Raw genomic sequence first — 15,099 nt, 5'->3', positions numbered from 1 at the left:
TAAAGGCTTGTCGGCCGGTTTCTCACAATTGCTTTTGTCAGCCTTCATCTACGCGCACCTCCTACAAGGGACGCGCGCGGGCTCGGGACGGAGGCCGCACCTCCGTCCCGGATGATATTTACCTCTTTGCGCTGGCGACGCCGTCCGAATCGGCGTAGCGCCACCTGATGTAGAGCGTGGTGTCCCGGACCATCTTGATGTTCTGCAGGGACGACCCCCCCCCGCTCTATCTGTCAGGTATGCGTCGCACACGATATGTCTCCAGGTGCCATCGCCCATCTTGCGGTAGGCGTCTGTCGGCGTAGCGAGTGAGATGCGCTCGCCGTAGTAGACGGCCATGTGGCCGGCGCCGTTGTCGCCGATGGCGGGAAGGTCGATACCGTCAAGGGCATGTGACTCGATATCGCCTGAAAAGTCCGGGAGTCCAAGGGCACCCGAGATAGATGCCGCCCCGTCCTTCGGCTGCGATTTGTAATCGACCCCATCCTCCGGTCTCAGGGATCCGTCTGCATAGTCAATCCTCAGCGTGCAGCGGTTGCGGCCGTAGAGGTCGAGTTTCTGCCCCCTGTCGAGGTCGATTCCTCCAAAGGAGTCAATAAGCTCCCTGGTCGTGAACCAACCGGTGAAGCCGCTAGAAGCGGTGTCGCCAAAATGCTCGTTGAGGTTGCACACGGCCTTTACCGCCGCCTGAGTGGCGGCATCGGATGCCGTGTACATGCCCGGGTCAGCGTGATCGATATAGACGATATGCTTATCGTCGACGCCGTCAGCGTAGTAGGTGATGAGCGATTTCTTTGCGCAATACTTAACGCTGGGTGTGACGATGGTGCCGTGGAAACGGTGGACGAGTGGCCATACCTCGGCTGTGCCTGAGCGCTTCTCGGTTTTGAATTCCTGCTGGACGGCACAGCTCAGGTACATTCCGTCCACAGCACCGGCCTCGTCCTCGGTAAGTTCGAGCATCTGCGCGTCACGCGAGAACTCCTTGACGAGCACGGCATCTGTCGGCTTCGGTATAAGGTCGACCTGGATGCAGCGCAAGGTCTTGCCCGCCACGCCCACTGCAGGGGCGCTTTCAGCATCCGTGGCGCTCACATAAGTTCGACACCACGACACATCGCTTTGGAACGCGCGAACCTCGAGGTCGTAGTGACGTGCGACCTCACCCTGGAGCCAGACCTTGATCTGGCTCCAGCGCAGGCTGGCGCCGCTTTGACCGATCCACTCGCCGTCGGTACGGGCGTCAGACCACGTCCCGCTGTCGCGGGAAAGCGCCATGTACCCGATAGATCCCTCATAACCCGTTCCCTTGAGGTAGAGTCGGAACGCCTCGAGCACGTAGTCCGGGTTGAAGTTCGTGCCAACGTGGCGGTAGGCGGGGACCTCCATGAAGTCGCCCGTTTTGGAGATGTGGGCCTGACCCATGACCGCGGCGTCCTCATCGGGTGCTGGATCTGGCGTCTTCGCAGCGTACCAGCGATAGATCATCGCAGTCGGCTTTCCCATCGTTTCCCACAGCTCCTTTTTGGCAGGATAGCAGGTGGCGAAGGGGTCGCCGCAGGTCGGGGCCTGGGGCCAAGTGATTTCTTCGGCGCTACTATTTAGCTCCAGCTTGCCTGTAAAGGGAACCTCCTCGATGACCCATTCGGAAGCCTTATTCTTTTGCGTATCCGAATCATAGCCATCATGCCACATGAATAGCTGTGTCGGTTTGGCGGTCGTGCCGCCATAGCGGTTTACAGCCTGCCCCGACGCATCGCTGATGACCTGTACGGCATTTTTGGTGCCGTCGGAGTTCCATTTATCGACAAGCCACCATCCGCAGGTGCGGTCAGCGACAGTATATTTGCAGATGGCGAATTCGCGTTTGGTGCTCGTCCTGACGTCAGTTCCGTCGAAGGGGCCGCCGCCCCACGCATTGAGGGCTGCAGAGCCATCCACGACATGGGCGGGACGGAAAGTGATGAGATAGCTTTGGTCGGCATCCGCATAGTTGCCGCCAATCTCCTGGTAGTTCGCGAACTCAGTCAGGAACAGCTGGTTCAAATTCGGCTCGGGCCTGGTCTTGTCATTTCCTGCAAAGAGCTCCTGCTGGTAGATCGGCGTGCGATTTGATGACTTGGCGTTGCATACGTCCCAGTTGAGTGAATCGTCACCGGCAGCGTGAACACGGCAGACCATTCCGAAGAAGTCCTGACGCGACCCGTGCGGAATTGCGGGGAAGCTGGTCGCGCACCAGCCCGTTCCAAATGCCTTGGCGCCCCATTCGCTGTGCCAGACCTTATCGATTCTGATGTCTCGGAGCTCGAACCATGCTGCGAAACTGTGCGAAAAACCGCTGCCCGTTCGGCGATACCACTTGGAAGTGTCCTTGTAGGAGCGGCGCTCCCACCCGGTGTTGAATGTCGCTTGCTGGCCCGGGGACGGACAACCGGCATAGTTATTCTTGAGGTCGCAGTTAAAGTCAAGAATCTTATGGGAGTCATCGGGGGCATCCTCATAAATGCGCCCGCGGTTGTCGTCCTCGCCGTTATCGTACCAGAGGCGGTGAGAGGTGCCGTAGTTTGTGTCGCCGCAGGCCGAGAGCGGATAGAAGCTGAGGTGGTACCACAGCGTGTTCTCATAGTCGCACTCGATTTGCAGGTTGAGGGCGCAACGGAGCTGCTGGGTTCCCGGCCAACATGTCCATTCGCACCAGCTTGTTGCATAGCCCATGCACTTGGCGCTGGGGTTCGTATACGACCTACTCCGGCCAACATGGCCTTTTAGCATGCCGTATGCGTCCCAAAATCCCTGACCGATACCGGCGTTTTGGCCCCAGTAGTCCCAACCAAAAGCATCGTCGGCGCCAAGCAATCCCAACCCAGCTGCGACCGCTAAAGCAGCGAACAGGCCTCGTCTGCTAATCGGGGTTTCCTTTAAGGTCTTATCGGCAGCGGTCTTGCTTTCGTATTTGTCAGCCTTCATCTACGCGCACCTCCCGCAAGGGACATGCGCGGGCTCGGGACGGAGGCCGCACCTCCGTCCCGATTCGTAGTTACTTCTTTGCCGTGGCGACGCCGTCCGACTCCGCAAACGCCCATACGGCATATACGGTCGTGTCGCGTTCCATCTTGATTGTCGTGAGAGGCGACCCCCCCCCGCCTTATCGGACATGTAGCCCTTGAAGACGAGACGTCGCCACGTTCCGTCCTCCAGCTTGGTGAAAACGTCAGCCGATCCGGCGAGCGTTACAGACTCGCCGCGGTAGAAGGCCGCGTGCGCCACTCCGTCATCGCCGATGGCGGGCAGGTCGATGTTGTCGAGCCGGTGTTTCTCATTACGTCCGGTAAAGTCGACCAGGCCAAGCGCACCGTCAATGACCTCGGCCCTATCGCTCGGCTTCTTCCTGAAGACGGTTCCTGCGTCGGGCTCGACCGATCCTTCAGCATATTCGATGCGTAAAGTGCAGCGGTTGCGCCCATACAGCTTCAATGCGCCCTTCTCGGGGATCTCAAGGGAGGCAGCTGGATTGACTAAAGCGGCATCCTTGAACCATCCAGTGAAACCTGAGGCGGCATCCTCCCCGAAATGGGCATCGAGATTGCATGGCTTCTTCCCAGCCGCCTCAAGTGCCGCATCTACAGGCGCGTAGGTGTCACCTGAATGGACATTGGAATCACGATATACAAGGTGAGCCTCATCGATGCCGTCTGCATAGTACTCGACGCAAGCAGACTCGATGCGACAGGGTTTAGAGACGACTGTACCGCGGTACCGGTCGGTCCAAATGCGATCGGTGTTTTTTGAAGGCAAACGCAGTCCCAACATGGCGGCGACATATAGGTAGCCAGATCCGAAATCGTCGGTGATCGTAAGGCTTTCATCGGTACTGAATTCTCGGACGACACGAGCGCCAGTCGGCTTGCGAATAAGGTGAACGTTCATACCCGAAATCTTCGTATTGGAGCTTCCATCGGGTTCAAGCCCACATGCTGGAGCCGTCTCAAGCGTCAGCGGTTTGTCTTTTGAGTTGTAGACATAGACAGGATCGCTCCAGGTGCACGAGCCGTTGAGGAGCTTAGTCCTTACGACGAGGTCATACCTATCGGCAATATCTCCGGTAAGCCATACCTTTACTCGACCCATAGCCTCGGTGTCATGGGCTCCATTTGCGCAGACCTTACTTCCGTCTGCCCCCTCATCCCATGCATCGCCATACCATCGCTGCGCGGCATAATGAATCGATCCGCTGTAATTCGAATCCTGAAGTCTCATTTCAAGGCTGAAAATAGGCTGTCCGCCATGCGGCCATCCGATATGGCGATGTGAGTATGCCTCAGTCTGTTGGTTACCATTAGCCCATGAACCGACTCGGCATGATGCCATGATTACCGCATTGTCTTCGGCAATTTCTTCTGCCCTGTCGCTAATGTATAGGCGGAAGATTGGATAGACAGGAAGAACGTTTTCATTCTTGGCGCCAAGCACCCAGCTGGCAGGGCGAATGTATCTCGTCTCATCCTTGAATTTATTGTGCCAGCCGAGGATCTTTAGAGAATCGCCAGGCTTTGCCTCATCTGAGGACAAACCGACCTCACCATGGCAGGCGACCTCCTCAATCATCCATTGCGCATTTACCTGTTTTGCCCAGGCGCCGGGACAGGCAGGACTGGAAACGGCCACGCAATCGGTACTATCCTTTGTCGCGCCCCATGTGTCGAGTCGTTGGCCGTCCGCGTCCGAGGTGATAAACCAGCATTTATGATCCGTTTCGTTCGTAACGGTCGGCTCATGATGAACCCACCACGAGTTTGTGAGGTTGGTTGACTCGGAGTTGCGCCAGATTTCCGCATGTCCCCTATCCATGGTCGGAGCCGTATGTCCCCTGTTGTCGAGGCCGTGGTCGAGATTCGGTCCGACCATGTTCGCTATACAGAAGGTAAAGCATCCGAGGCCGTCAGATTTATTTGGCCAGAACATCCAATTCTGGTTGACGCCGTCATAATCATTCCAAAGGCATGTTCCGCGCCCGTTTTCGTATCGGGCCACGGGAATACCGTTCTCATAGCCGCCCTGTATGAGATCGAGCCTCAGATCTGGTGCCGTGACTGGGATGACCTTGAAAATGCCGCCCATAAGCGTCAGGTCATTTTCGATATAGATTCTTTCGACGTTGATGGCCATGTCGTTATCGGGGGCATAACGGCGAAACTTGATGTCGTCTGGGTTTTTATTTGCCGGAACTCCGTTCACCCAGACATTCCAGATATCCATGCGAGCCCGGACTCTCTCATCATGGGGTTTCGCCTGGCGACGAACGAAGGTATCGCACCCGGGCCCCTCATAGAACCCGTTGGCGAGCCAGCCGGTGCCCCAGCCGCTATTGATCAAGTTTCCCTGAAACGTTCCGACTGGATTGTCGTTGAGGAATACGTAGCTTCGGTTGTCATCGCCATCCTCGGAACCAAACCAGAGGGGACGGCCATTCGGGTTAAGCGAGGCGCAGTAATAGAACGGACGAAACACGATATGGTCATATAGCTCGTCAGACCAGTCACATTCCACCACGCAAGCGAACTCTGCAATTAATTTCTGGCTGCCGTTTGCGGTGGCGTTCCATGCGCCATTGTTGGTGGACTTGCCGAAATAGTAATCGTTGACCCCGCGTTGGAGATGGGGATGCGTGATCGCGCCAGAGATATAGCCGTTCACCCATTTGTTGCCTATCCACTGCCCGCGCCCGAAATTCTGCGCGGCAAGAGCATATGCCTGGGTGCTCGATAGGATGCCAAGCCCGGCTGCAACCGCGAGGGCCGCGAAGAGGCCGCGGCGCGAAATGGGCGCGGAGATGCCAGTGCCGGATCCGTCGCCATGGGGTCGGGCTTCATTTCCTGTCGCCTTGTTCGCTTCAAAGCGGGCGATCCCCTTTTTGTTTCGGGAGCCCATATCAGTATCCCCTCGACTTGATGGCAGACAGGCCACAGCACAAGGCCACCGCCAGATAGACAGCAGCCTGGTACAAATCCAGCCTCATGGATGCAAGCACGCATGCCGCGAGCCCGAACATGGATGTAAGTGCGTAAAAGCGCCAGTCGTCGACCTTTCGCGCTATAAGGGCGAAGGTGAATATGGCGACGGGGATCCAGATGGTCTCAACAGACCCTCGCGTCAGGTAGAACAGGGCGGCCCGCTTGCCCATCACGGGCATGATGTTGACAATGATGGAATAGGCCGAGTATGCGCAGGCGGGCAGGAGGGTCGCAGAAGACACTGCCGCCGAGAGTGAGAGCTCATCCTCATCGGGCCCCATAAGTGAAAGGTTATCCAGCACTCGATATCCTCCAAGGAACTACGGTTGCCATCAGTTGGTCGGGGCCTTGTGGCGACCAGCCCGCCACTAGCCCATGGGCGACCATGGGCATTCGGCCCCATCAAAAGCGTAAGACGACAATCCGCTCAGTGCCGGTCGGTTTGGTGCCATTGGGTGACAGGCCGAGCGTGAAGGGAAGCTATCCTGGGGTAGAATGTCCCTAGAAATCGGCACGTCTATCGGAGTATTCGGATATATGTTTAACAAATTATTCAATTTGCTTGCTGGGACCAAAAGGGAAAAGAACCCCGCCGATAGCTCGCGTACAGATATGCCCCTGAGCCGGGAATTACAGCGGCAATTTGTCCGCAGCTATATCGAACAGACCGCCTCCGAGCGCGAAGGCGGCATCCCGAATGGCGTGTACGAGACTTCTATCGTCTCTTTCGTGTTCAACCATGAAAGGATTGAGGGCAGCTCCCTCACGGAATGGCAGACAAGGACGGTTTTCGAAACCAGGGATACCGTTCTCGCGGACTCGACTACCCCCGGAAACGTCCGCGAGACGGCAAACCATACGAAAATGTTCGATTTCCTTTTCGATTCGCTGGACAGGGAGCTGACCCCCGAATTCATCAAGGAGATCCATCTGCAACTCATGGCAGGGGTAATGGACGTGCCCGGCCAGTGGAAGATTCTGGGCAACGGCGTGGGAAGCGTCATCACGGCACGCCCAGAGGAGGTTCCCTCGCTAATCGACCGCCTGGTCACGGAATACAACAAATACGAGCCGTCCCTGGAGAACATCGTCAGGTTCCACGTTCGATTCGAGACGATCCACCCCTTCCCGGACGGTAATGGAAGAGTCGGAAGGGCCATCGCCTTTCGTGAATGCCTGCGAGCCGGACTCATTCCCTTTATCGTGACGGACGCCTCGAAGGAAACCTATTACGCCTCCCTAGATGAGTTCAGGGCGGGGACTACAACACCACTTATTTCCTATGCCGAGGCAATGCAGGTCGATTTCGTTTCCACGATAGCGCCCATGCTCGCCGACCGCTCTCTGTCCGACAGCCTACTTGGGAAATTGGGCATAGAGAGGCCGAACTTCAAGGATGACGCCGGCTTTGTCGGCCCTTCCACAAAATCGTTGAAATCCAGCCTCGAATCAGTCGAAAACTCTGGATCCGAGATCAAGTCCGATCATAAGACGCATCGCACTCGTCGGATTTAGCCCCAAACAATGATAGGACCGTTCTTCCCGAACGGTCCCAAACCCGGCTTCAGGGCACGGTGTCGTGGCATTTCAGCGATGAGAGCACTGCGCCCTTTATTACTCAATGCTCAGATTCTCAGAAACGGTTTTTGGCCTGCAACCGGCTTTAACAATCGACGAAACGAACGGGGACGTCCATGGGCAACGGCCCACGGGTCTTGACCTTAATCGTCCCGAAGCTCGAATTCAGAACCTTTCGATGGGCGATATCGGCGGGCATGCGAAAATAGTCCTCATTGTCGATATGTACGGTGCAGGTGGGCCACCCTCCGCATGTGACGACAACAAGCTCCCCCACCTCGGTAACGCTCTCGAGAAACTCACGGACCGTCATGCTGCGGCCCGATGAGTTAGCGCCCATGCCGAAATTGAATTCATTCATTTATTTGCCTCCGGTAGCTCGTTGACGAGGGCGCGTTCGCGCCATTGTTCCGTAGTCGCCAGATGGCTGGCCGGATGGCTATCTCTATTAGTTTACTACAGGCAGGTTTGCTGGGGCTCGGAAACGCCTGAACACTTGTTCCGAGTCCATATCCAATCGAGCGCTCCCGTTAGTGTGGAAACGATAGGTCCGTTCCGCACCGCACGCGCAAACTGTCACCCTGTGGCACCAAATCGGCGCTCATGGCGCCGATGCCGGCGGTACGTTAGACCATGGGGGCGCATGCCAATAAATGTAGCCAGAAATCCGCGTCCCCTCTCCGGTAACCGAGAGAATGGAGCAGTCATGCGACCTGGAGGAAAGATGAAGGAGTGCGCCGGCAAGCTCTTCGGCCGCATCGGCGCCCGTCTCAAGAAAGGCGCGGTCATCGGTACGGGCGCGGTGCTCATCGCGAGCCAGGTGCTCTCCGTCGTGCCGGCGCCGACCGCGGCATATGCCGCATCGTCCGAGACGATCACCCGCGGCGAGCGCGTGAACTACGGCGGCTACTACATGTACAATTCGACGACCTCTGAGGGTACCCCGGCGATCTGCCTCGACCCGGCGAAGCGCCACCCGCTCGATGCCATGACGGCCACCGCACAGCTGCCCATTGAAACCGACTGGACCAAATGCTACACGGGAGGCGGCGGTGATCAGACCCGGATAGACCGCACCGACGGGATGGCGAGGGTCCTCTACTACGGTCCCACGGGTCCTGGTTTCGAGGAGGCGAAGGCAAAGGGCCTGTGGAACTTCAACTGGTACGACGGCACACCCCTGGACTACAGCAAGATGCTCGCTATCCAGCACATCGCCCTCTCGGCCCTCTCGAAGAGCTCCAGCCAGTACGGTATGCAGGGCACGACGGCCGCGTTCCGCAACTGGTGCTATAAGACCATCCTCTACTACAACGGCAATATAAACGCGGGCACATTCCTTGCAAATCTGGACAAGAATCTGCCGGGACCCGCACCCCAGTCCTTCAAGAACTCAATCTACTTGGTCAACTACGGCACCGGCACCCAGTGCCTCATCACCTTCCACAACAAGGGCAAGATGAAGCTCAAGAAGAGGAGCTCGAACCCCGGCATCTCCGACAACAACCCCTGCTACTCGCTCGAGGGCGCGACCTACGGCGTCTACTCCGATTCGGGCTGCACCCAGCAGGTGGGCACCCTCACATGCAACGCCTCCGGCGACTCGAACGAAATCGATATCGCACCTGGCAACTACTATGCCAAGGAGACCAAGGCGGGAAAGTCCTACGCGCTCGATGAGGGGATCCATAAGGTGAATGTGTCGGGTGGCCAGAGGGCGACCGTGAACGTCACCGACGCCCCCCAGAACGACCCTGCCGACATGCTGGTCGCCAAGGTCGATTCCGAGACGGGCAAGGCCTCCCCGCTTGGCGCCGGCACGCTCGCGGGCGCGGAGTTCACCGTCAAGTACTACGACGGCTTCTACACCCAGGACAACCTGCCCGAGAAGGCCACGAGGACCTGGATTCTAAAGACAAATGAGAATGGTTATACGTCTCTAATTAGGGCTAAAACAGAACCAGATAAGTACTTTGTTAAAGGCGATACGTTTTATCAAAATACCGAGGGTCGCTATACCCTACCGCTTGGCACTGTGACAGTCCAGGAGACAAAAGCCCCCGCGGGCTACCTCCTGACCGACAGCTCCATCCACATCCAGCAGATTACCTCGAACACTACGTCCGAGTTCGTCTCGACGTTCGTGGAGCCCAGCGAGGACGCCCCCACCGTGCGCGAGCAGGTGAGGCGCGGGGATATCGCCTTCAACAAGGTCCACGGCGAGGATATGACCGGCCTCGCGATCGTCCCATTCAAGATCACCTCCAAGACCACGGGCGAGAGCCACATCGCCATCACCGATGCGAACGGCATCCTGACGACCGAGTCCTCGGCCTGCCCGCATACCCAAAACACCAACAGAAACGACGCAGCACTCAACGCCGACGGCACCCTCGACGAGTCGAAGCTCTCAATCGACAACGGCCTTTGGTTCTCCGGATCGAAGGGCGCCCAGACGACGGCTGATGACTCCAAGGGCGCGCTGCCGTACGACACCTATACCTTCGAGGAGCTACGCTGTGCCTCAAACGACAGCCTCAACCTCGTCAAGTTCGAGGTGACCGTGAGCCGCGACGCCTACACCATCGACCGCGGCACCGTGGACGACAACCCCATCGAGATCGGCACGACCGCGACCGACGCCGCAGACGGGGACCATAAGCTCCTGGCATCGAACCAGGCCGAGATCGTCGACACGGTTACCTACAAGGGTCTCAAGAAGGGTCTGGAGTATGAGCTCTCCGGCACCCTCATGGACGCCGAGACTGGAGAGGCGCTGAAGGACGTCGCCGGCAAGGAGATCACCGCCACGGCCAAGTTCACGCCCAAGGCATCCAGCGGCAAGCAGAAGGTCAAGTTCAAGTTCGACGCCACGCTTCTCGGTGGCCATAAGGCGGTCGTGTTCGAGCGACTCTACCTTGACGGCAAGATCCAGGCGTCGCACGAGGACCCTGAGGACGAGGACCAGACGGTCGAGTTTCTGCCCGTCGAGATCGGCACCACTGCGACCGACGCGGCAGACGGGGACAAGGCCATCGGGGTCGGTAAGGCCGTGACCGTCGAGGACGAGGTCTCTTACAAGAACCTCGCCACTGGCCGTGAGTACACCGTGACCGGCACGCTGATGGATTCCGAGACCGGGGAACCCTTGAAGGACGCTGATGGAAATGCCGTGACCGCATCCACGACCTTCGAGCCCGAGGACACCGAGGGCAAGGTGAAGGTGACGTTCTCGGTCGACACCTCTACCCTTTCGAACAAGAAACTCGTGGTGTTCGAGAAACTAGCGGCAGAGGGCAACGTCATCGCCAGCCATGAGGACCTGACCGACGAGGGACAGACCGTCGAGGTCGTTCCTCCCGAGATCGGGACGTCTGCAGTCGATGGCGCCGACGGCGACAAGGAGATCACCGCCGACGGCAAGGCCACCATCATCGACGCCGTCAAGTACACGGGCCTCGTCCCCGGCACCGAGTACGAACTCATCGGCACACTCATGGATGCCGAGACCGGCGAGGCACTGAAGGGCGCCGATGGCAAGGAGATCACCGCCACGGCCAAGTTCACGCCGCAGTCCCAGGACGGCACCCAGGACGTGACCTTCACGTTCGATGCAAGCGAGCTGGGCGGCGCCAAGGCGGTCGTATTCGAGAAGCTGTTCGTCGACGGCAAGCTCATCGGATCCCACGAGGACCCGACCGATGAGGGGCAGACGGTCGAGATCTCCCCGAGCCTCAAGACCACTGCCGCCACGATCCAGGGCAGCAAGGTCGTGAAGCCCGAGGACGAGGTCGCCATCGTCGACACCGTCCACCTCAAGGGGCTGCGCCCCGGCCAGAGCTACACGCTCACAGCATCGATCAACAAAAAGGCCGATGGTACGCAGCTCACGCTCACGGACGTGAAGGACGCTTCGGCCCTTGCCGGCAATGGAATCCAGAAGGGCTCCACTGGCACCGCATCCGGCACCAACCTCTCGAAGGCGCTCGTCGACGTCACCGGGACGGGCTCGTTTGTCAGTATTCCCGAGGGCGCCAAGCTCTCCAAGAACGATGATGGGACCTACACGCTCACCGTACCTGGCGCGACGAAGGACGCTGCCGACATCGTGACGAAATTGAGCGGCGGCCAGGTGAAACTCGAGCCTTCCGATAAGGGTGACAAGGCAGACGGCGACGGCACGGCAGCGGGTTCGGAATCGAACGTGGAGAACTCGACGCTGGGCACCTACGAGGTCATCGCCAACGGACAGGTGCGCTTCACCCCCGCCGTGTCCGATCTCGATGTGGACGTTCCCATGGTGTTCAAGGCCTCCGATGTCGCAGGACAGCAGGCGGTCGTGTTCGAGAGTCTGCAGCGCGACACCGATGGCAAGGAGATCTCCAAGGAGACCGACCTCGAGGATACCGACCAGACTATCGATATCGAGAAAGCCCCCGAGGGCAAGAACCTCGACCAGACCGGCAACTGGATCCTCTACGCGGCAATCGCTGCCGGAGTCGCGGCCTGCATCGCCGGTATCGTCCTGATCCATCACAAGCGCAAGATCTAAGGCTCAGTCGCTATATAGCAGAAGGGCCCCGCTCGCACGAGCGGGGCCCTTCTCTATTTTAAAGGAACTGTCGGTTTGTAAGGGGTTTTCCATGCGCCCCCATCGGGATGCGACTATGAATGCGGGATATTCTCGTGGTCGAAAACGCCGACCATGCGGATTCGGCGGTTTCTCTCGCGGATAAAATACACGACCAGGACATCGTCGTCGTAGGTATGGGCCTCACGGTGCTTGCCGTCAGAATAGGGCGGATGGACGAGAACGTGGTCGTCCCATCCGCTTTCCTCTATCATTCCGGTGCGGCCGAGTTCGTCAATACATCCCTTGACCGCGTTGACGACTTCCACGTATTCGGCATGGGAGTATTTCGGCTTCAGCACGACGAGCGTTTTCCAAAAGGAGGCGGGAACCTTGACATCGTAGCGGTTCACTGCCCGACCTCCTCGGGCTCGATGCCCATCTCCGCAAGTATGCCTGCCGGTATCTCGAGCGGGTCCTCCCCGGAATCGTCCTCAATCAAACCGTACTCCTGGGCCTCGGCACGAAGCATCGCAACGCGCACTTCCTCCGAGTAGAGGCGGCCGGATGGCGATGAGAACAGGCCGTCGAAAGGCGTCCTGCCGGTCTGGGCAACCTGATTGACCATAATGCGCATCGCATACGGCGTCGTGAGACCGCTCCTGGCGAAAGCCCTGTCAGCGCGGTCCTTCACCTCATCGGGGACGTTCAGCTGTATCAGTGCCATATATATATCACCTCTCAATATGATAACGACATACTATCGCATAATCATAGTACCCAAAAGCCTTTCGTTTAGATGCGCTGTTGCCGCCTTGATATCCCCATTTCCATGTGGTCACCCTTTGGATAGGCGGCAAAGCTCACATCAGCCCGGCAACATATCGCAAGATGCCGCGCGCCAGGCGCAGGAGCGCGCCAAGCAGAACGAGCAGCCCGACTCCCCTATAAAGACATGTCCTCTTCCCGAAGTGATCCGGTCGTATTATCAGGAGCAGGGCGAAGTAAAATCGACCGAAGAGCGAGATGGCGTGGAGCAAATTCACACCTGGTTCCATAGAGCCGGTCCATCTATTCCGCTTAGGGCCTATTTCGTGGCGCCGCAACCGGAGCAACGGTAGCCCGTGAGGACTTGTTTTGTCCCGGTCTGCACCTGGCGTGTTTCTTGATGCGTTACCGCTTCATGGTGGATAGTCTTGTAGTCATCTACGAGCGTGTAAGAGACTGGGGTTCCTGAGAGAGCTTTTGATTCCTGATAGTTGGCTGCTTGATAGTCATCATAAAAGACTGCACCATCTGAGAAAAGATAGTGGCTGCCGCTACGAACCTGCTCGTCCCATGCCTTCTGGTCAACAATGGTGTAGGTCTCAGTGGTGTATACCGGCTCGCTGCGGTACTGCGCCTGCCACGTATGCTCATGGGACGGCTTGTTGGAGGAGCCGGAAGAGGGCTTGGAGTCGGATTTTGACGGCGCGGAGCCGGAGCCCGTGGATGGCTTTGCCGCATCGGTCTTCTTGTCTTCGGCCTTCACGGCGCTATCGGTCGCGGCGTCCTTCTTCTCCTCGACCTTCTCCTTGTCGGCGCCGGGCGCCTTGGAGGCGTTGTCGGTAACCTTGTTCACCACGTCCTTGCCGGCATCCCCCGTGAGCGTGCCGTCGCCCTTGGAGACGGCCTCGTTCACCTTGTCGAGGACCTTATCGATATCGTCCTGGGTGACGTCCCCGGCGGGCTTGGTCTCGCCGGTGAACTCGGTGGAGCCGGAGCCCTTGTGATCGCCTGGGACGGCCTGCTCGCCGCCGCCGGAGGGAGTGGTGATGGAGCCGTCCGGGTTTATGATGGGGATCGCGGTGATCTCCCAGGTGCCCTCGGTTAGCTGAACACTATCCTTACCCTCGATGGCGTCGGATGCGGATGTGGCATGGTAGAACTCGACACCCTCATCGACGCCGTCGGTGCAGACGTAGCAGGTGATGAGGGGCGAGGAGTCGGCCGTCACGCCCTCGGCCTCGATCTTGACGGTCCAATCAACCGTCGACTCGGCCTTATCCGAGACCTGCTTCTTGTTGGCACCAGTGCCGGCCTCGACCTTGGAGGACTCGGGTGTGGGTGTGAAGGCGCCGGTCGCCCATGCGCCGCCGAGCCCCAGCCCCGCGACGACGAGCGCGACCGCGGCGCCGATGGCGACCTTCCGCTTCAAAGGCATTGTGCCGCCGCCGTCTCCATCGGGTACGAGGTCGAGTTCCTGGTCGAGCTCGTCCTGGGGTTTGCTGTTGTTCTCATCCATGATGTTGCCTTTCTCTAATCCCCTATCGGATTCTATTCTATCGTTCAGACATGATGATCTCGGCGACTCGGTCGACCCGGACGCCGCTTGCGATCATGTCCAATGTCGTGACTATGCGAGCCTTCTGCACGGGTCCCAGGGAGCGGATCGTCTTGGTCTCGGACAGGCCCAGCGCGCGGAGTAGTGTTCTCGCACCTACCGCCCCCACGCCGGGACAATTCTTGAGGAACGCAAACATTCTGATTTTAGCTGCGACGCGGCTCTCATCGTTGAGCACATCGACAGGGGCTATCTCACCTGCCTTGAGGCGCTCCTTGAGGGCGGCGCGCTCCCGGCGCACCTCTACAGAGCGTTCACGGCCCTGATCAGATATTTGCTTTGAGTAGCGGATTGAGTCATTCGGCATGGCACCGTCTCCTTAAATCCCTATTGCGGACTGATGGGCGCCCTGGTTAGCGGCGCATTGACGGTGTCGAACACCTTAAACCACTTATACCCCATGATTGGCGCAAAAACAAGGAACTTTACCTTTCTTCCGGTAAGGGGTACCTCTTATACGGCCGTTGTAGGGCATTTGGAGACGCATGTCCTGCTGGGGAATTGCAAAGCTATTATCAAGCGCTCGTTTATCATAGAATATGCAAAAGACAAGTGCT

At 58.4% G+C, this 15,099-nt stretch carries 10 protein-coding genes; 2 read left to right on the top strand and 8 right to left on the bottom strand.

The window, feature by feature from the left end; translation table 11 throughout:
- Nucleotides 1–48: 48 nt before the first annotated feature.
- Genes ACGHEN_RS05495 through ACGHEN_RS05485 form a run of 3 tightly spaced genes read right to left on the bottom strand, consistent with a single transcriptional unit; the run spans nt 49 to nt 6,313 of the window.
- The gene (locus tag ACGHEN_RS05495; protein WP_390397881.1) at nt 49–2,967 is read right to left on the bottom strand and encodes a hypothetical protein; all 2,919 of its coding nucleotides are present in this window, start codon (nt 2,965–2,967) and stop codon (nt 49–51) included.
- Nucleotides 2,968–5,928 carry a hypothetical protein gene (locus tag ACGHEN_RS05490; protein ID WP_390397879.1) on the bottom strand — a complete coding sequence of 987 codons (2,961 nt, stop codon included), beginning with the start codon at nt 5,926–5,928 and terminating at the stop codon, nt 2,968–2,970.
- A 1-nt stretch (nt 5,929) separates the two neighbouring features.
- A complete protein-coding gene (locus tag ACGHEN_RS05485) occupies nt 5,930–6,313 on the bottom strand; it encodes a hypothetical protein (protein WP_390397876.1) in 384 nt (127 codons plus the stop codon).
- Nucleotides 6,314–6,548: 235 nt separating this feature from the next.
- On the opposite strand from ACGHEN_RS05485, the gene ACGHEN_RS05480 reads away from it, so the two are divergent.
- A complete protein-coding gene (locus ACGHEN_RS05480; RefSeq protein WP_390397874.1) occupies nt 6,549–7,526 on the top strand; it encodes a Fic family protein in 978 nt (325 codons plus the stop codon).
- A 148-nt stretch (nt 7,527–7,674) separates the two neighbouring features.
- Here the strand turns inward: ACGHEN_RS05480 and ACGHEN_RS05475 are convergent, their stop codons facing one another.
- Complete coding sequence (locus tag ACGHEN_RS05475) at nt 7,675–7,950, bottom strand: hypothetical protein (protein WP_390397873.1); 276 nt, start codon at nt 7,948–7,950, stop codon at nt 7,675–7,677.
- Nucleotides 7,951–8,295: 345 nt separating this feature from the next.
- Here ACGHEN_RS05475 and ACGHEN_RS05470 point away from each other — a divergent pair, with 345 nt between their 5' ends.
- Entirely contained in the window at nt 8,296–12,141 is a 3,846-nt protein-coding gene (locus ACGHEN_RS05470; RefSeq protein WP_390397872.1) for a VaFE repeat-containing surface-anchored protein, read from the top strand.
- Nucleotides 12,142–12,254: 113 nt separating this feature from the next.
- Here the strand turns inward: ACGHEN_RS05470 and ACGHEN_RS05465 are convergent, their stop codons facing one another.
- The 4 genes from ACGHEN_RS05465 to ACGHEN_RS05450 form a co-directional block, all read right to left on the bottom strand.
- Nucleotides 12,255–12,572: a hypothetical protein gene (locus tag ACGHEN_RS05465; RefSeq protein WP_390397869.1), complete on the bottom strand. Its 318-nt coding sequence runs from the start codon at nt 12,570–12,572 to the stop codon at nt 12,255–12,257.
- A complete protein-coding gene (locus ACGHEN_RS05460) occupies nt 12,569–12,886 on the bottom strand; it encodes a type II toxin-antitoxin system RelB/DinJ family antitoxin (protein WP_118334654.1) in 318 nt (105 codons plus the stop codon). The genes ACGHEN_RS05465 and ACGHEN_RS05460 overlap by 4 nt, the downstream gene beginning before the upstream one ends.
- A 360-nt stretch (nt 12,887–13,246) precedes the next feature.
- Nucleotides 13,247–14,443, bottom strand: a complete 1,197-nt coding sequence (locus ACGHEN_RS05455) for a hypothetical protein (RefSeq protein ID WP_390397866.1) — start codon at nt 14,441–14,443, stop codon at nt 13,247–13,249.
- A 37-nt stretch (nt 14,444–14,480) separates the two neighbouring features.
- Nucleotides 14,481–14,849 carry a hypothetical protein gene (locus ACGHEN_RS05450; RefSeq protein ID WP_156600713.1) on the bottom strand — a complete coding sequence of 123 codons (369 nt, stop codon included), beginning with the start codon at nt 14,847–14,849 and terminating at the stop codon, nt 14,481–14,483.
- Between the last annotated feature and the right edge of the window lie 250 nt (nt 14,850–15,099).

Origin of the sequence: Collinsella sp. i06-0019-1H4 (assembly GCF_042849575.1) — a bacterium.
Taxonomy (GTDB): Bacteria; Actinomycetota; Coriobacteriia; order Coriobacteriales; family Coriobacteriaceae; genus Collinsella.
This window is presented reverse-complemented; position numbering and strand designations above follow the sequence as displayed.